Source organism: Leptothrix toolikensis (SeqCode), assembly GCF_057922285.1.
In genome coordinates this window covers 1-17,868 of the sequence record NZ_JBYSVC010000047.1, presented here as the reverse complement: position 1 = coordinate 17,868, position 17,868 = coordinate 1, and the positions used below count along the sequence as shown (strand labels likewise).

At 61.8% G+C, this 17,868-nt stretch carries 14 protein-coding genes and 1 pseudogene; 9 read left to right on the top strand and 6 right to left on the bottom strand.

Annotation, left to right across the window (positions count from 1 at the left end; translation table 11 throughout):
- Position 1 precedes the first annotated feature (1 nt).
- Positions 2 to 799, top strand: a complete 798-nt coding sequence (locus AC3VI7_RS08415; protein WP_489667584.1) for a helix-turn-helix domain-containing protein — start codon at positions 2 to 4, stop codon at positions 797 to 799.
- Here the strand turns inward: AC3VI7_RS08415 and AC3VI7_RS08410 are convergent.
- From AC3VI7_RS08410 to AC3VI7_RS08400, 3 genes are all read right to left on the bottom strand, one after another.
- The gene (locus AC3VI7_RS08410) at positions 748 to 1,593 is read right to left on the bottom strand and encodes a DUF2145 domain-containing protein (protein WP_489667585.1); all 846 of its coding nucleotides are present in this window, start codon (positions 1,591 to 1,593) and stop codon (positions 748 to 750) included. The two genes, AC3VI7_RS08415 and AC3VI7_RS08410, sit on opposite strands and share 52 nt — an antisense overlap.
- A 24-nt stretch (positions 1,594 to 1,617) precedes the next feature.
- Positions 1,618 to 2,076, bottom strand: coding sequence for a hypothetical protein (locus tag AC3VI7_RS08405; RefSeq protein WP_489667586.1), 459 nt, complete (start codon positions 2,074 to 2,076; stop codon positions 1,618 to 1,620).
- Positions 2,077 to 2,179: 103 nt separating this feature from the next.
- Positions 2,180 to 4,954, bottom strand: coding sequence for a M16 family metallopeptidase (locus AC3VI7_RS08400; RefSeq protein WP_489667587.1), 2,775 nt, complete (start codon positions 4,952 to 4,954; stop codon positions 2,180 to 2,182).
- 56 nt (positions 4,955 to 5,010) lie between these two features.
- Between AC3VI7_RS08400 and AC3VI7_RS08395 the strand changes: the two genes are divergently transcribed.
- Positions 5,011 to 7,548, top strand: a complete 2,538-nt coding sequence (locus AC3VI7_RS08395; RefSeq protein ID WP_489667588.1) for a tetratricopeptide repeat protein — start codon at positions 5,011 to 5,013, stop codon at positions 7,546 to 7,548.
- Here AC3VI7_RS08395 and AC3VI7_RS08390 read toward each other — a convergent pair.
- On the bottom strand, positions 7,520 to 8,293 hold the full coding sequence (locus tag AC3VI7_RS08390) for an RNA methyltransferase (protein ID WP_489667589.1): 774 nt from the start codon (positions 8,291 to 8,293) through the stop codon (positions 7,520 to 7,522). The two genes, AC3VI7_RS08395 and AC3VI7_RS08390, sit on opposite strands and share 29 nt — an antisense overlap.
- Before the next feature lie 133 nt (positions 8,294 to 8,426).
- Between AC3VI7_RS08390 and AC3VI7_RS08385 the strand changes: the two genes are divergently transcribed.
- From AC3VI7_RS08385 to AC3VI7_RS08375, 3 genes are all read left to right on the top strand, one after another.
- Positions 8,427 to 9,422, top strand: a complete 996-nt coding sequence (locus tag AC3VI7_RS08385) for an inositol monophosphatase family protein (RefSeq protein ID WP_489667590.1) — start codon at positions 8,427 to 8,429, stop codon at positions 9,420 to 9,422.
- Between the two features lie 68 nt (positions 9,423 to 9,490).
- Entirely contained in the window at positions 9,491 to 12,085 is a 2,595-nt protein-coding gene (gene mutS, locus AC3VI7_RS08380; RefSeq protein WP_489667718.1) for a DNA mismatch repair protein MutS, read from the top strand.
- A 28-nt stretch (positions 12,086 to 12,113) separates the two neighbouring features.
- The gene (locus AC3VI7_RS08375; RefSeq protein WP_489667591.1) at positions 12,114 to 12,938 is read left to right on the top strand and encodes a proteasome-type protease; all 825 of its coding nucleotides are present in this window, start codon (positions 12,114 to 12,116) and stop codon (positions 12,936 to 12,938) included.
- A gap of 3 nt (positions 12,939 to 12,941) precedes the next feature.
- On the opposite strand, the gene AC3VI7_RS08370 is transcribed toward AC3VI7_RS08375, so the two are convergent.
- Positions 12,942 to 13,286 carry a zinc ribbon domain-containing protein YjdM gene (locus AC3VI7_RS08370; RefSeq protein WP_369420511.1) on the bottom strand — a complete coding sequence of 115 codons (345 nt, stop codon included), beginning with the start codon at positions 13,284 to 13,286 and terminating at the stop codon, positions 12,942 to 12,944.
- Between the two features lie 51 nt (positions 13,287 to 13,337).
- Positions 13,338 to 13,916: a DUF2239 family protein gene (locus AC3VI7_RS08365; protein WP_489667592.1), complete on the bottom strand. Its 579-nt coding sequence runs from the start codon at positions 13,914 to 13,916 to the stop codon at positions 13,338 to 13,340.
- 72 nt (positions 13,917 to 13,988) lie between these two features.
- On the opposite strand from AC3VI7_RS08365, the gene AC3VI7_RS08360 reads away from it, so the two are divergent.
- The 4 genes and pseudogenes from AC3VI7_RS08360 to eno form a co-directional block, all read left to right on the top strand.
- A complete protein-coding gene (locus AC3VI7_RS08360; RefSeq protein ID WP_489667593.1) occupies positions 13,989 to 14,822 on the top strand; it encodes an alpha/beta fold hydrolase in 834 nt (277 codons plus the stop codon).
- A gap of 122 nt (positions 14,823 to 14,944) precedes the next feature.
- Positions 14,945 to 16,642 (top strand): CTP synthase, encoded by a 1,698-nt coding sequence (pyrG, locus tag AC3VI7_RS08355; RefSeq protein ID WP_489667594.1) that lies wholly within the window; start codon positions 14,945 to 14,947, stop codon positions 16,640 to 16,642.
- Positions 16,639 to 17,502, top strand: coding sequence for a 3-deoxy-8-phosphooctulonate synthase (gene kdsA, locus AC3VI7_RS08350; RefSeq protein WP_489667595.1), 864 nt, complete (start codon positions 16,639 to 16,641; stop codon positions 17,500 to 17,502). Before pyrG ends, kdsA begins: the two co-directional genes overlap by 4 nt.
- A 4-nt stretch (positions 17,503 to 17,506) precedes the next feature.
- Positions 17,507 to 17,868: pseudogene (gene eno, locus AC3VI7_RS08345) on the top strand (phosphopyruvate hydratase); the annotation flags it as partial.

Here is a 17,868-nt window from a genome sequence, read left to right as displayed (position 1 = left end):
CATGCCCAGTACCCGCACCCTTTTGGATCTGATCAAGCTCGAACTCAAACACGCCAAGCTCAGCTACGCCGATCTGGCGCGTGAGTTGGGTTTGTCCGAGTCAAGCATCAAACGCATGTTTGCCCAAGGCGGCGAGATGCCGTTGTCGCGCGTGGATGAGATCTGCCGCGTGCTCAAGACTGATTTCGCCGAGCTATCGCGCAAAGTCGCCGCAACGCAACCACTGCGCCGGGAGCTGAGTCTGGCGCAGGAGCGCGCCGTGGTGGCCGACCCCAAGTTGCTGCTGGTGGCGGTTTGCTGCCTAAGCCAATGGAGCTTCGAGCAGATGACGGCCATGTATCGTCTGAGCGCGACAGAGGCCACTCGCCATCTGGCTGAACTGGATCGCTTGGGCATCATCGAGTTGCGGCCCTTGAACCGCTACAAGCTGCAAGTGGCCAAGACCTTGCGCTGGCGCCCCCAAGGGCCGGTGATGCAGTTCTTTCGCGAGCGCGTGATGGCGGATTACTTTGCCGGGGGCTTCGACGGCGAGCACGAATTGCTGATGCTGGTGCATGGCCAGCTCGGTCACGGCATGGCCCGCGAATTGACCGAGCGCCTGCAACGGGTGGCCGACGACTTTGCCCGCCAGCACTTGCTCGATCAAAAATTGCCCGACGCCGAAAAGCGCCCCTACACCTTGGTCATGGGCATGCGCTCTTGGCTGTTCGAGCCTTTCCGTCACCTACAGCGGGCAGAAACAACCTCTCAGCGCACTTCAATCACCTCACCGCCCAAACCCGAGGCGCGCAGGAACTGAAATACCGAGTCCACCGTGATGGTGTCGATCTTGCCGCTGTAACGGCGGGCATCGGGGTGATCGTCAAAAGCGACGTTGGCCTGCGTAACGCGCGCACCCAGACGGGTCGCAGCGTCGATGTTCAGCGTGGTCGGCTCATACCCTTTCAAGCGCAGCCAAGCCTGAGCACGGTCCCGACTGTTCACGGCCGGTTCCATGGCATAAGCCATGGTCTCAATGGCCCACTGGTTGCTTTGTTGGTACCGCGTTGCCCACGGGTAGGCCAGCATGTTGTAGGCCGGTGTGTGCAGCATGCCCACCCGCAAGTTGTCTTGCAGCACCGGCAGCAACGCGGCTTGGACTTCTGGCTTCAAAACCACGATAGCTGCTTGGTAACGATAGGGGTTGTCAAAGAAGAAATCCGCCACACCCTGCCGGTAGAGGTCGGAGCGATCCGAAGAGCAATGGTTGAGCTTATGAACAATGCGCCAGACCTTGGTCGATTCATCGCGATACACAAACCCAAGATGCGACCACCGTAAGTTATAGGCCGACAAATCTTGCCCTGCGCGGGCAATCACCGCCACTTTGGCCCCTGTGGCATCCAAGGCCTGTGCGGTACGAACCGCCAGATCCAAACCCTTGCTCAACTGCGCAGCGGTCATGCCTTGCTCTGTGCAAGCCTGACCCGCCTGAGCGGACGAAGGGGTCACGATGGGCAAAGCGGCCATAGCCGCCCACATCAGCCCCAGCACCACCGGGCGCAGGCGCAAACCGCTCAAAGGCATCTTGTTGGCTGTCTTGGTGAATGTCATGGCGAACTCCTTTGTGACTGCTTTTCAATACGTCATTTGTTCGTTGTAAATGAGCGTGCGCCCCACATCGTTGGGGATAAAGCCGATCACCTCGCCAGAAATCGACAGCAGTTGGCCGGCAGAAGTCGCTGTGACCAATACCACCTTACCCACACCATTGGAGAACGACTTGGCCGCTTCGCCGCCCCAACGTACCACCACCCGACTGCCGTCGCCCACGCGCTCTAGCACCCACGCCGTGCCGGTGGCCGAAGCCTGAATCGACACGATGGTGAAGGTTGCACCAGCAGAAAGAAGCAAGATCGGCCCGATCACCGAGACCGCCACCGGGATCGCTAACGAGATGCCCGACGCCTCACTGGCCTTGGAGGGCGAATCGGCGGCCTGCACCCCCTGAGGCATAGCCATCAACCCGACAGGCAACACCACCGCCAAAGCCACGGCCCGCAGGCCTCGCCCCAAGAAACGTGTCCTTGCGTCCATCACAGCTCTCCTTAGATTGGTTTAGAGGCCTCATTGTGGCGCTCAATGCAGCGCCAAAGCCATGACTCAACGCAAGGGGGTGGCTCAATCGGGTGTAGCGAAGTCAAGGCTTCAAATCCCCGGCCCACGCCATCACAAAGTCGTCGGGATGCAGATAGTGGCGCAGGGCGGCGTTGACTTGATCGAGACTCAACCCAGCGATGGCTTCGTCCACCTTGCGGGTTTGCTCGAAGGTTCGGCCCAGCTCAAGCTGACCGACCATGGCGGCGGCTAAAGCACCGTCCTGAGCGCGGCTGAGCTTGCGAAAGCTGAGCAAACTCTGCTGCCCCGAGGCCAGCTCCTTGGCGGTGAAGCCCTCTTTGAAGGCCCGAGCAACTTCTTCGCGCAAGGCGGTTTCAACCCGCGCAGCGTTTTGCGGCGCAAAGCTGACCGAAGCTGACCAGATCGAATGGGGCTCGACGTTGCTCCACTGGATCATGCTGCGCACGTCATACGACAAACCTTCCTTCTCGCGGATGCGCAGCCACAGGCGGGAGTCCCCCCCTGGGCCGCCCAAGAGCCAGTTGGCCATCATCAACGCCGGGTAGTCAGCGTCAGCGTCGGAGAGCGCGACAGCTTGGCGCACCAACAGCGTGGCGCTTTGCTTGTCGGGCAGCGCCAGCGTCAGCTTGGTGGCGGGCACTTTGACCAGCGGCGTGGGCACGCGGGTGTACGGCGCTTCGGCCGCTAAAGGCTTGGAAGCCAATTCGAGGGCCGTTTTGACTGCTGTGGTGTCAAAGTCGCCCACGGCGGCGAACTCGGCATGGCGCGCCGAGATAAAGCGCTGATGGAACGCGTGCAACTGCTCGACCGTGACGCTGCGCAGATCGGCCTCGATCTCATCGAAGCTGCGGGCGTGGCGAATATCCCCGCGCGGATACGGGTTGCCGTGGCGCTGTAGGGCGTTCTCAGCCAAGGCTTCGGGCTCTTGGCGCTGCGAGGCCAGATCGGCCAGCACTTGGCTGCGCAATTCATCGAGCGCAGCTTGGCTCAAGGCCGGTTCACGCAGCATCTGCCCGACCAAGTCGATCAAATCGGGCAGGTATCTGCGCTGGGTATGCATGCGCACCACCAGCCCATCCGGCCCGCCGTGGATCGACACCTCGGCCTTGAGGGCGTCGAACAGATCACTGATTTGCTGGCGGCTCAAGGTGCGGGTGCCCCGGTCAAGCAAGGCCGCCAACAAGGTGCCCACACTGCGCTGGCCTTTGAGCGACTCAGCGTCGCCAAAGTGCAGCGCCCATTGCGCGCTGACCGATTGCCCGCGTGAGGACTTGGGCAACAGCGCCAGCTTCGGCCCCCCCACCAAGCTGGAGCGCTGCACACGCTTGTCGATCAAGGCCGGGTCAGGATCAAAGGCTTCACCCTTGGCCAGCGCGGGCCCGGCGACAAAGGTGTTCATCTCAGCCGCCAGATCGACGCGCTTCGGTGCCGGGGCCCGCTTGGGCTTGTCAGTCGGGATGTAGGTGGCCAAGGTGCGGTTCGAGGCTTGAAAGCGCTCCATCGCCACCCGCTCGACATCGGTCAACGTGACCGAGCGCACCCGGTCGCGCAGCAAGAAAAAGAGCCGCCAATCGCCTTGGGCCACGCTCTCCGACAACGCCACACCAACGCGCTCGGGGTCGTTGAACTGCATGTCCCAATCTTTCAGCCAGCGGGAGCGAGCGCGCTCCAACTCTTGAATCGTGATCGGTTCAGTTTCGATGGATTCGAGCGTGGCAAGCAGTGCAGTGCGGGCTTTATCCACATCGCCGCCCGGGGCGATTTGCACGCCGTAGAGCGCAAAACCCGGGTCAGCCAGCGCCGCGTTCCAAGCAAAGATGGAAGCGGCCAACTTGGCCTCAACCAAGCGCTTATGCAGCCGCCCGCCGGGGGTGTCGCCCAGAATCAGGCCCAGCATTTCAATCGCAGCCGTATCGGGATGCGGCCCAGGTGGCACGTGATAGGCCGAGAACAGCATCGGCGTGCCGCCCACCCGCCGCAGCGTCACGCTGCGCTCGCCGTCTTGCACGGCATCCAAGGTGTAAAAGCGCGGCAAAGCGCGCTTGGGCTTGGGAATGCGGCCAAATTCGGCCTCGATCCAGCGTCGCACCTTGGCTTCGTCGAACTTGCCGGTCACGATCAAGGTGGCGTTATCCGGCTGATACCAAGTGCGGTAGAAGGCTTGCAGGCGGCCAATATCAACGTTTTCGACGTCAGCGCGTGCGCCGATGGTGTCTTTGCCGTAGTTGTGCCACTGGTACATGCTGGCCAAGGTCTTGCCCATCAAGATGGACTGCGGGTCGTTCTCACCGCGCTCCATCTCATTGCGCACCACCGTCATCTCGGTATCGAGATCCCGTTTGGCGATGAAGCTGTGCACCATCGCATCGGCGTGCCAACCCAAAAACCAGCGCAGGTGGTCTTCGTTGTAGGCGAAGCTGGCGAAGTAGTTGGTGCGGTCCAGCCACGTGCTGCCGTTGGCCCGAAAACCGCGCTTGTTGAACTCAGCAAAAGCATTGGGCGTCTTGGGCGTGCCCTTGAAGATCAGGTGCTCCAGCAAGTGCGCCATGCCGGTTTCGCCGTAGTTTTCGTGGCGCGAGCCGACGCGATACGTCAGATTCACCGTCACGGTTGGCTTGGCATCGTCGGGTGCCAACAACACTTGCAAGCCGTTGGCCAAACGGAATTCACGGATGCCTTCCACCCCCAGCGCTTGCTCAGAGGATTGACCCAAGAGCGCCGCCATGGTGGGTTTGGTTGCAGTTTCAGCTTGAATGGGCACCGAAGTCAGCACGGCCAAGGCCATACTTGGGGCCGCAATCAACCAACGACTTGGAGCAGCTTTGTAACGCTTCATTTCAACCTCAGAACCTTACTGGACTTGCCCAGCGCGGCGCAGTATAGAAGCGGACGATGAAGACTCACCAGCCCTTGGCTTTTGCCCAGCATTTCACCCAAACCGTGACGGCCACGTTCTTGCATCGACGTGCTGCGCGCTTGTATCGCCAAAGCCACTTCAGGGCCGCTTTACCCTTGGCCCAAAGGGCTTTGGCCTTGCGTGAACAGCACTGCGGACCAGAGCACTCGCAAACCGCTGCGTCGTTGAACAACTTGGCTTCGATCCACAAAGCCATGGGCCAGCGCAACGATGCTTTGCCGTTGTACGAACGTGCGCTGGCGATCACCGAGAAGACCCTGGGGCCCGAGCATCTCGGCGCAGCGATTCTGCTCAACAACATCGGCTTTATCCACCAAGAAAACGGCCATCACGACGCGGCCCGGCCCTATTTCCAGCGCGCCCTCGACATCCGCAACCATGTGCTGGGCAGCGATCATCCCGACACCAAAGCCAGTCGCTATTTTTTGGGCCGTATTGCACCCGACCCGCGTCACAGCAAAGAAGCCGGCCCAGTCCGCCACGATGAGATCCAAGCGGGTGAAAATTTCAACCCCGATCAGCCCGAGCTCCTGCGCTTGCATACCCAAGGCCGAGAGGACCAAGCCCATGGCCATTTCGAACTGGCGCTGGTGGCCTTTAAACAAGCGCGCGACTTGGCCGAACAAACGTTCGGCCCCGATCACGCCGCCACCGCACTGAGCTTGGATCTGCTGGGCATGCTCTACCGTGACATCGGGCGGCATGAGGACGCCTTGGTGCTGCTCAAGCATGCGCTGGCGATTCGCCAGAAACTCCTCCGGCCCGATCACCCCGATCTGGCCTTGAGCCTGGGTCACCTTGGTTTGCTCTTGCGCGATATGGGGCATGTCGATCAAGCCCTGCCGTTGCTGCGCCATGCCTTGATGGTGATGAAAGTCGCCTTGCACGACGACTGGCATAAAGCCGATTTGGCCCCCTACCTCAACCAACTTGGGCTGCTCTACAAGGACATGGGTCGCAGCCGCAAAGCCCGCCCTTTGATTCGGCATGCTTTGGCGCTGTGTGAAACCGCCAAGCCGGTGAATCCGCTCGACCGCGCCGTCTGCCTCGACAGTTTGGGCCTCGTGTTTCAAGATCTGGGCCAACTCGATCAAGCCCTGAATTACTGTCAACAAGCGCTGGCCTTGCGTGAGCAAGCCAGCCATCTGGCACCGCTCTTGGCCACCAGCCTGAGCCATGTCGGGGCCTTGCACAAAGATTTGGGTCAATTGGATCAGGCCATGCCCTTGCTGGAGCGGGCGCTGGAACTGCGTGAAAAGATCTTCAGCGAAGACCACAAGGATCTGCTCACCAGTCTCGACAAACTGGGCTTGCTCTACAAAGCCATGGGGCGCGTCGAAGAAGCCATGCCGTTGTTGCAGCGTTCGCTCAATCTGCGCGAGAAAACCTTGAGCTTGGACCACCCCGATACCGCCACCAGCTTGAACAACTTGGGCCTGCTCTACAAGGCGATGCACCGCCACGATCAGGCCATGACGCTGCTGCACCGCGCCTTGGTGATCCAAGAAAAAGCCTTCGGCCCCCATCACCCCGACATTGCTCCGAGCCTGAATAACTTGGGCTCGCTTTGCCAAGATATGGGCCAAATCGACGAAGCGCTGCACTACTTCAGACGTGCGCTGAACTTGAAAGAAAGCAGCTTGGGGGCCGAGCATCCCAACATCGCCACCAGCCTGAACAACCTCGGTTTGCTCTACCAAGAGCTCAACCAGCGCGAGTTGGCCGTACCGCTGCTGGAGCGGTCCTTGGCGATCTATCAGAACATCTTCGGCCCCGATCACGTCAAGACCACCACAGCGCGCAACAACCTGAGCGTGCTCTACCAAGATATGGGCCAGCACGACAATGCCATGGCGATCTTTCAGCAAGGCCTGAGCAGCTTGGTGCCCGAATCCACCGCCGAACCGGAACGCGAGCCCGTGCCCGCAATCACCGGCAGTGTCGCCCCGGCCCCTTTGCAAGCCGTGGCCCAACTTTTGGAACAGGTGCTGCGGCTGGAAGAAGAACACATCGGCCCAGACCGGCCCAGCACGGCAACCTGTCTGGCCCATTTGGCCGAGATCTATCTGGCCATGGGGCAATCCGAGCGCGCTGTGCCGCTGTTGCAGCGCGCTTTGGCCATCATTGAGACCACCTTGGGCGCTGAGCATCCCTTGGCTGGCGTCTGGCTCAACACCCTCACCGGCCTACACCCCACCGCCCAGCCCACGCCAGATGCCAAAGAGCGGGAAGAAGCGCGGGACCGTATCCAGCGCTGGCGCAGCAAAGCGTCGGAATTGCAGCACATGGGCCGTTTCGATGACGCCATGATTCAGCTCGGGCGGGCGTTGAGTCTGGCCGAGCGCACCTATGGCCCCAACCATGTGCTGGTCGGCGACATCTTGGCCGAACGGGTCGAACTGCACCACGTTCTTGACCAAGGCGACCACGAAGAAACCTGGCGTGAGACCCAGCAGTTGACCGATCTGCGCCCCGAAGTCCGCCTCAAGCCGCCGGTGGTGGCTTTCGAGTAAGCGGGTTGATCGCCCGGGCGATGCCGCGCAGGATGTGGACCTCCTCTTCGGTCGGCTGGGCACGCAGCAACAATTGCGTCAGGCGCGGCATGAGCTTGCGCGGCACAGCCGGGTCCAAATAACCCACAGCCACCAAGGCTTCACGCCAGTGCGCCAAGGTGCCGCGCAAGGCTTCTTGGCTGGCCAACTTGGCCGGTTTGGTGCGCTCCAGCACCGCAAACGCCCCCAGCGACTCACGCCATTCATAGGCCATGATCTGCACCGCTTGGGCCAAGTTGAGTGAGCCGTAATCAGGCGGCGTCGGAATGGACAGGCACTGATGGCAGCGCCAAACGTCCTCGCTCGACAGCCCATAGCGCTCGCTGCCAAAGACAAAAGCCACCGAGACGCCCTGCTGCGCCAAGCTAGGTAAGGCTTGGCGAGGTGAACGCGTCGGCGGGCCAAAGTCGCGTGGGGTCATGGCGGTGGCACAGGCCACTTGGACGCCTTCAAGGGCTTCTTCCAAGGTGTCAACGATGCGGGCGCGTACCAAGATATCGGCCGCACCACTGGCCATGGCGACGGTTTCTTCGCGGCTCAAGACATCTTTAAAGCGGGGGGCGACCAACACCAGTTCCGAAAAACCCATCACCTTCATGGCGCGGGCTGTGGCACCCACATTGCCGGGGTGACTGGTGTTGATCAGGACAAAGCGGGTACGCGGCTCAGTGCGCGGTTCAGCCAAGGCTTCGTCAGAGGGTTTCATGGGCAGGCAGGGTTGCGGCAGGTAAAATGCACGCATCTTAGAAGGCCGCCCTGCGGCCTTTGCGTTCTTTTCATCGCTAGACCCCGCTTTTCTTCCCTCTTTTTCCTTTTCAGCCGCCGAGAGCCTGCCTGCCATGTCGCAATCCAATCTGCATCCGATGCTCAACATTGCCGTCAAGGCAGCACGCACCGCCGGTGCCATCATCAACCGCGCCAGCATGGATCTGGACCGGATCTCGGTCACAGCCAAAAGCCACAACGACTTTGTGACCGAAGTGGACCGCGCGGCTGAGCAAGCCATCATCCAGACCTTGCTCGAAGCCTTTCCGGGCCACGGCATCTTGGGTGAAGAATCGGGCCGCACCTTTGGGGCGCGTGACAGCGAATACCTCTGGATCATTGATCCGCTCGACGGCACGACCAATTTCATCCACGGTTTGCCGGTCTACGCGGTCTCGATTGCGCTTGCCTTCCGGGGCAAGATCGAGCAAGCGGTGGTGTACGACCCCACCCGCAACGACTTGTTCTATGCCACCAAGGGCCGGGGTGCCTTCTTGAACGACAAGCGCCTGCGTGTTTCCAAGCGCATCCGCTTGCAAGACTCGCTCATCGGCACGGGCTTCCCGTTCCGCAAGGGTGACAACTTCAAGCGTTACCTGAAGATCTTTGAGGAAGTGATGCAAAACTGCGCCGGCCTGCGCCGCCCGGGTGCCGCCTCGCTGGATCTTTGCTACGTGGCTGCGGGTTGGTACGACGGTTTCTTTGAAACCGGCCTGTCGCCGTGGGACTGCGCAGCGGGCTCACTGATCATCACCGAAGCGGGTGGCTTGGTCGGCAACTTCACTGGCGAGCCGGACTTCCTCTACCAGCGCGAAATCATCGCCGCCAACCCCAAGATCTACGCCCAACTGGTGCGTATCTTGGCCCCGCACACCCGCGTCATCAAAGACGACGCTGCTGACGACAAAACAGCCGCCACCGCTGCCGGCACCTTGACACCGCTAGACGCCTTGACCGCTGCGGTGACCGACGCAGGCTCGGAGAACGCCGCTGAGCCCACCCCCGCAGCCCCGGTGAAGAAGATCGTGCGCCGCATCAAGAAAGCTGACGCCGAAGACGCACCGCTGTAAGCCGCCGCAATACCGTGAAAACCGAGTCCACTGCTGCCGCCACCACGACCACCGCCACCCACACGCCCATGATGACCCAGTACTTGGGCATCAAGGCGGCGCACCCGGACGCGTTGGTGTTCTACCGCATGGGCGACTTTTACGAGCTGTTCTTCGACGACGCCCGCCGGGCGCACAGCTTGCTCGACATCACCCTGACCACCCGGGGCCAAAGCGCGGGCGAGCCAGTGGTGATGGCGGGCGTACCGGTGCATGCGCTTGAGAGCTATCTGGCCAAGCTGATCCGCTTGGGCGAAGCGGTCGCGATTGCTGAACAAGTCGGCGAGCCGGGGGCCACCAAGGGGCCGATGGAGCGCAAGGTGATGCGGGTGGTCACGCCCGGCACCGTCACCGACACCGAACTGCTCGACGAGCGCACCGAAACACGCCTGCTGGCCCTGACGGCGTCCTCCAGCCGGGCCAAAGACCACGCCCACCTGCGTTTTGGTTTGGCGTGGTTATCGCTCACCGGCGGGCCGCTGGGCTTGTGCGAATGCAGCCAAGCCGAACTGCCCGCGTGGCTGGCCCGCTTGGCCCCAGCCGAAGTGCTGGTCCACGGCGAGCGCTTACCGGCTGCCGTGCGCGACTGCGGCGCGGCCATCACCCCTCGGCCGGTCTGGCAGTTCGAGGCCAGTTTGGGGCAGCGCAAACTGTGCGAACAACTGGGCGTGGCCCATTTGGCCGGTTTCAAGGCCGAGGACTTGCCCTTGGCACACGCGGCGGCCAGCGCCTTGCTGAGCTACGCCGAGCACACCCAAGGCCGAGCCTTGGCGCACGTCAACACGCTGCACGTCGAACAAAGCGACGCGCTGATCGACCTGCCGCCGGCCACCCATCGCAATCTCGAACTCACCAGCACCCTGCGCGGCGAACGCAGCCCGACACTGCTGTCGTTGCTCGACACCTGCCGCACCGGCATGGGCAGCCGCTTGCTGCGCCACTGGCTGACGCATCCGAGCCGCGACCGCAGCCCGGCCCAAGAGCGCCACAGCGCCATCCAAACCCTGCACGTCCACGGCTTTGAGCGTCTGCGCGAAGCCCTGCGCGGTGTGGCCGATGTGCAGCGCATCAGCGCGCGCATCGCCTTGCGTCAAGTGCGCCCGCGCGAGCTCTCCGGCCTGCGCGAAACCTTGGCCGCGCTGCCCGAACTGCGCCAGCACGTACCCTCTTCTGTGGCGACCCAAGGAGGCACCACGCTGCTGGACCAGCTGCACACCGCGTTGGCACCCGATCCGGCCATCCACGCCCTGCTGCATCAGGCCATCGCCAGCGAACCTGCGGTGCTGCTGCGCGACGGTGGCGTGATCGCGCCCGGCTTGGACGCTGAGCTCGACGAGCTGCGCAACATCAGCCAACACTGCGACACCTTTTTGCTCGATCTGGAAACCCGCGAGCGCAGCCGCACCGGCATCGGCAACTTGCGCGTGCAGTTCAACAAGGTGCACGGCTTCTACATCGAAGTCACCAGCAGCGGTCTGGACCGGGTACCGGCCGACTACCAACGCCGCCAGACGCTGAAAAACGCCGAGCGCTACATCACGCCCGAACTCAAAGCCTTTGAAGACAAAGCGCTCTCGGCTCAAGACCGGGCTTTGGCGCGCGAAAAGTGGCTTTTTGAGCAAGTGCTCGACGCCTTGCAAGCCCATGTCCCAAGCCTTGTCCATGTGGGCGAGGCTTTGGCCAGTTTGGACGCCCTGGCCTGTTTGGCGGAGCGCGCCAGCACCTTGAACTGGTGTGCCCCGAGCTTCGTCCACCCGCCATGCATCGAGATCGAAGCCGGCCGGCACCCGGTGGTCGAAGCACGCTTGGCTGCGGCCGGTCAAAGCTTCATCGCTAACGACTGCCGCATGGACTTGGGTCGGCGCATGTTGATCGTCACGGGCCCCAACATGGGCGGCAAAAGCACCTTCATGCGCCAAGTGGCCTTGATTGTGCTGTTGGCAGCGGTGGGCTCGTTTGTGCCGGCCCGCAGTTGCCGACTCGGGCCTATCGATGCCATCCACACCCGCATCGGCGCAGCCGACGATCTGGTCAACGCCCAATCGACCTTCATGCTGGAGATGACCGAGGCGGCGGCGATTTTGCACAGCGCCAGCGCCCATTCGCTGGTCTTGATGGACGAAATCGGCCGGGGCACCTCGACCTTCGACGGCTTGGCGCTGGCGGATTCGATCGCCAGCCACCTGCACAACCGCAATCACGCCTTCACGCTGTTTGCCACGCACTACTTTGAGCTGACGGCCTTTCCGACCCGGCATCCGCAAGCCGCCAACATGCATGTGAGCGCGGTTGAACGCGGAGACGACATCGTCTTTCTGCACGCCATCGAAGCCGGTCCGGCGAGCAAAAGCTACGGCGTGCAAGTGGCCCGGCTGGCAGGCATGCCCCAAACCGTGCTGCGCCAAGCACGCACCACTTTGGCCGCGCTCGAATCCCAAGCCCGCACGGGCCAAGCGCAAATTGATCTTTTTGCCAGCACCGCAACCGTCCCAGAAACCGTCTCAGAAACTGCCCCCCCACCCAACGCCCCGGCCTTGGACGCGCTGATCGAACTCGATCCCGATCTGCTCACGCCGCGTGAGGCGCTGGACGCGCTCTATCGTCTCAAGGCCCTGCTTACTTAACTCCGTTTCACTCTCAAGCTGTACCACCATGACCTACTGCATCGGCATCCGGCTCAACGCTGGCCTCGTTTTTCTTTCGGACTCACGCACCAACGCGGGCGTGGACGCCATCTCGACCTTTCGCAAGATGATGGTCTACGAGAAGGCTGACGACCGCTTCATGGTGCTGCTCTCAGCCGGCAACCTGAGCATCAGCCAGTCGGTGCGTGAGATCTTGCAGGTGGAGAAAATCCACAACGGTGACAACGAGCCGATCACCATCTGGAATGCCACCAGCATGTTCGACGCCACCCGCGTGCTGGGCTCAGCCGTGCGCCGGGTCTATGAACAAGATGGCCCCGCGCTGCGCGCTGCGGGCATCGACTTCAACGCCTCGATGATCTTCGGCGGCCAGATCAAGGGCGAAGCGATGCGCCTGTTCTTGGTCTACTCGGCGGGCAACTTCATCGAAGCCACGCGCGAAACGTGCTTTTTCCAAGTGGGTGAATCGAAGTACGGCAAGCCGATCCTCGACCGCGTGCTGGCCCCGGATACCCCGCTGGACGAAGCCGCCAAGTGCGCTTTGGTCTCGATGGATTCGACCCTCAAGTCGAACCTGAGCGTCGGCTTGCCCTTGGACTTGGTGGTCTACCAAGAAGGCAGTTTCAAGACCGAGCAAGTGGTGTGCATCGACGACGAAAACCCCTACTTCAAGATGATCCACACCACGTGGGGCCAGCGCCTGCGCGAAGTCTTTGAAGCCATCGACGATCCGCGCTGGGACGGTGGCGACGCTGACCATCCGCTGATGGTGGGCTCGGGCCGCTTCGAGACGGTGCGCAAGATCACCACCCCGAACGAAAAGATCGTTTGACCGTTAGACCTTCTTCAAGAAACACGCCTTGAGCATGAAGTTGCCGGCGTCCATCTTGCAGTCCACTTCGTGATCGCCACCGACCAAACGGATGCTTTTGACTTTGGTGCCTTGCTTCAAGGTGATCGAAGAGCCCTTGACCTTCAGGTCTTTGATGAGCACCACGGCGTCGCCATCGGCCAAGACTTGACCGTTGGCGTCCTTGATGATCGCATCGGCTTCGTCGTCGCCGGGGGCTGCGGTGGCGACAGCGGGCCATTCAAAGCCACAGTCGGCGCAGACCAAGTTGTCGCCGTCTTGGTAGGTGTTTTCAAGGGTGCATTGGGGGCAAGCGGGTGTGGCGGACATGGCAGGTCAGAAATAGAAAAAAGGGTTCGAGGGTTTGAAACAGGGTGCGGACTATAGGCCAACACCCGTGCCTTGGACGAGGTTCAAGGTGTGTTCACGCACATCGGCCGGCCAAGGGGCCAAACAGGCTTGCAACCGGACCCTATCGTCGGCAAACAGCGCCCGCGAAGCGTCCTCAAAGCCCGACTCGTTGCCCGCGATGGCGTGCATAAAGCGGTAGGCAGCGTCACGGGCTTGGCGCAGCTGATCGCTTTGGCGATGTGTACGCTGCGCTTGTTCGACCAGTTTGCGCAGCGTCACCGAAGCCCCACCCGGCTGCGCGGCCAGCCAGTCCCAATGCCGGGGCAACAAAGTCACCTCCCGCGCCACCACGCCCAGCTTGGGCCGACCGGGTGCGCGCACCGTAGGCATCGGCGGCATGGGCAAACGGCTCAAGACCGCGTCGAGCGTGCCACGGGTATCGAGCTCCACTGGCGTGCTGCTGTGCGCATCAAAAATCAAGACGCCGGCGTCTAGAGAAGCATCAAGTTGTGCCTTGACAGCTGTCGCCACCTCGGTGGGGGTGCCGATGGCGAGTCGGCGCGACGCCACAAAAGCAATCCATGTGGGCTGGGTGTAAGAAGAATCCATACGATGATCTTTCACGCTCGGGGTTTCGTTGATGACTAATTATACCCGGGTAAAAACAACACGTTCGGCGTCATGACACCCTCCAACTCACCCACTTTGGTTTTTTCTCACGGCAACAGCTTCCCTGCGGGCACCTACAACGCCTTGTTCGAGATCTGGCGTCAAGCGGGCTGGCGGGTGGAGGCTTTGCCCAAGTTCGGCCACGACCCGCGTTTTCCGGTCAGCAGCAACTGGCCGCATTTGAGCGATGAGTTGCGCGCCTTCATCGAAGCGCTGCACGTCGGCCCGGTGTATCTGGTGGGCCACTCGATGGGCGGCTTTGTGAGCTTGTTGCTGGCCTGCCAGCGGCCTGAGTGGGTGCGAGGTGTGGTCTTGCTCGACTCCCCCGTGGTGGCCGGCTGGCGCGCCACCACCGTGCAGTTCGCCAAAGCCACGGGACTCATCAAACGCTTTTCGCCCGCGCAGATTTCGCACCGCCGCCGCGAACGCTGGACCTCAGCCGAAGCGGCTCTGGCGCACTTCGCCAGCAAACCGCTCTTTGCCCGTTGGCCCAAGCGCGTGCTGGCGGACTACATGGCCTGCGGCTTGGAGCCCGTCACCCGCGAAGGCAGCAGCCAAAACGACGGTGTGCATCTGGCCTTTGATCGGCGCGTCGAGAGCCGGATCTACAACACCCTGCCACATCACATGCCGCAACTGCTCAAGCGCCATCCACCACAAGCCCCGGTGGCTTTTGTGGGCGGCACCCGCAGCGTGGAGGTGCGCCAAGTGGGCATGGCCGCCACCCAAAGCCTCACCAAGGGTCGCTTGCGCTGGATCGACGGCAGCCATTTGTTCCCGATGGAACACCCCGAGGCCTGCGCCGCTGCGGTGCTCGACTTGCTGGCCGGCATGGGCGCGGTATGAGCGCGACCTAAGGCCGACCACCCCTACCCGCCTATAATTGCGGTTTACCATCACGGCCCATTCGGGGGAGGCGCTCAGAAACCATTTCCGAGCGAACTCTTCATAAGCGTGGGCCTTATGACATGACCAAGTTTGTCTTCGTCACTGGTGGCGTGGTGTCCTCTCTCGGCAAGGGCATTGCCGCCGCCTCATTGGCAGCCATCCTCGAATCGCGCGGCCTGAAGGTCACCCTGATCAAGCTCGATCCCTACCTCAACGTGGATCCGGGCACGATGTCGCCGTTCCAACACGGTGAGGTCTTCGTCACCGACGATGGGGCTGAGACTGATCTGGACCTGGGCCACTACGAGCGCTTTATCACCGCGCGGATGCGTCGCAGCAACAATTTCACCAGCGGACAGATCTACAAAACAGTTCTGGAAAAAGAACGCCGTGGCGACTACCTCGGCAAGACGGTGCAGGTGATCCCGCACGTCACCAACGAGATTCAAACCTTCATTCGACGTGGCGCAGGCCTGATGCCCGACAGCCAGATCGAAGCGGTGGATGTGGCGATCTGCGAAATCGGTGGCACGGTGGGCGACATCGAGTCCCTGCCTTTCCTAGAAGCCGTGCGCCAGATGAGCTTGAAGCTCGGGCCGACCAATTCGGCCTTCGTCCATCTGACCTACGTGCCGTGGATCGCGGCCGCCGGCGAGCTGAAAACCAAGCCGACCCAACACACGGTGCAGAAAATGCGCGAAATCGGCTTGCAACCCGATGCGCTGCTGTGCCGTGCGGATCGCCCGATTCCTGACGAAGAGCGCGAGAAAATTTCGCTCTTTACCAACGTGGCTCCGCAAGGCGTCATCTCGGTGTGGGACGCGGACACGATCTACAAAGTGCCGCGCATGCTGCACGAGCAAGGTCTGGACGAGCTGATTTGCATGAAGCTGCAATTGCTCACCCGCCCGGCGCACCTGCGCCGCTGGGACAAGTTGGTCTACGAAGTCGAGCATCCGCGCGGCGACGTGACGATTGCGATGTGCGGCAAGTACACCGATCTGTCCGACTCCTACAAGTCGCTCAATGAAGCGCTGCGTCACGCGGGCATTCATCATCACGTGCGCGTCAACATTGAGTATTTCGACTCCGAAACACTCACCGACGCCACCGCTGAGCGTTTGGCGCGCTTCGACGCCATCTTGGTGCCGGGTGGTTTTGGCAAGCGCGGCGTCGAAGGCAAGATCACCGCAGCCCGCTATGCGCGTGAAAACGGCATTCCCTACCTCGGCATTTGCTTAGGGATGCAGGTCGCCACGATCGAATACGCCCGCAACAAAGCCGGTTTGACCGGGGCCAATTCGACCGAGTTCGAGCCCGACACGCCACACCCGGTGATCGCCCTGATCGACGAATGGCATGACGCCGACGGCAGCTTGCAAAAGCGCGATGCCAACTCAAACCTCGGCGGCACGATGCGGCTGGGCTCGCAAAGCTCGGATATCAAAGCCGGCACCTTGGCGCAGAAGATCTACGGCAACGTGGTCACCGAGCGCCATCGCCACCGCTATGAAGCCAATGAGCTTTATCTGGACCGCCTGCAACAAGCGGGCTTGATCATCAGTGCCATCACTCAGCGTGAGAAGCTCACCGAGATGATTGAGCTGCCCACCGAGGCGCATCCGTGGTTCGTGGGCGTGCAGTTCCACCCCGAGTTCACATCGACCCCTTGGGACGGTCACCCGCTGTTCAACAGCTTCGTGGCCGCAGCCCTGAACCACCAAGCCATGATGGCGCAGGTGGCCGAGCAACTTGGTGATGAGGCGGAGTCGGCATGAAGCTGTGTGGATTCGAGGTCGGTCTGAACCGGCCCTTCTTTCTGATCGCTGGGCCCTGCGTGGTCGAGAGCGAGCAGTTGCAGATGGACGTGGCTGGGCATCTCAAAGAGATCACGACCGAACTCGGCATCCCCTTCATCTTCAAGTCGAGCTACGACAAGGCCAACCGCTCCAGCGGCACCTCGTTCCGGGGCCCCGGCATGGCCGAAGGCTTGGCGATTTTGGCCAAGGTGCGCAAGGATCTGGGCGTGCCCGTCTTGACCGACGTGCATAGCGAGGCCGAAATCGCCGCTGTGGCAGCGGTGGTCGATGTGCTGCAAACCCCAGCCTTTTTGTGCCGCCAGACCGATTTCATCCGCGCTGTGGCCCAAAGCGGCAAGCCGGTGAACATCAAAAAGGGCCAGTTCTTGGCCCCGCATGACATGAAAAACGTCATCCAAAAAGCCCGCGACGCTGCCCGCGATGCTGGCTTGGACGATGACCGCTTCATGGCCTGTGAACGCGGTGCCAGCTTTGGCTACAACAACTTGGTCAGCGACATGCGCAGCTTGGCGATCATGCGTGAGACCGCCGCCCCGGTGGTCTTTGACGTGACCCATTCGGTGCAATTGCCGGGCGGCCAAGGCACCAGCTCGGGCGGTCAGCGCGAGTTCGTGCCCGTGCTGGCGCGCGCTGGTGTGGCCGTGGGTGTCGCTGGACTTTTCATGGAAACCCATCCAAATCCAGCCCAAGCGCTGTCGGATGGTCCCAACGCCGTGCCCTTAAAACGCATGAAAGCGCTGCTGGAACAACTCGTAGCCCTGGACCGCGTCGTCAAGGCCCAGCCCCTGCTCGAAAACGATTTTTCAAACCTGGAGTGATTGCATGAGTGCCATCGTTGATATCGTCGGTCGCGAAATTCTGGATAGCCGGGGCAACCCGACCGTGGAATGTGATGTGCTGCTGGAAAGCGGCGTGATGGGCCGCGCTGCGGTGCCTTCGGGCGCTTCAACCGGCTCACGTGAAGCCATCGAGCTGCGTGACGGCGACAAGAGTCGCTACCTCGGCAAGGGCGTCTTGAAGGCTGTGCAGCACATCAACAACGAGATCAGCGAAGCCGTGCTGGGCTTGGACGCCGCCGAGCAAAGCTTTCTCGACAAGACCTTGATCGACTTGGACGGCACCGACAACAAGAGCCGCTTGGGCGCGAACGCCATGCTGGCCGTGTCGATGGCCGTCGCCCGTGC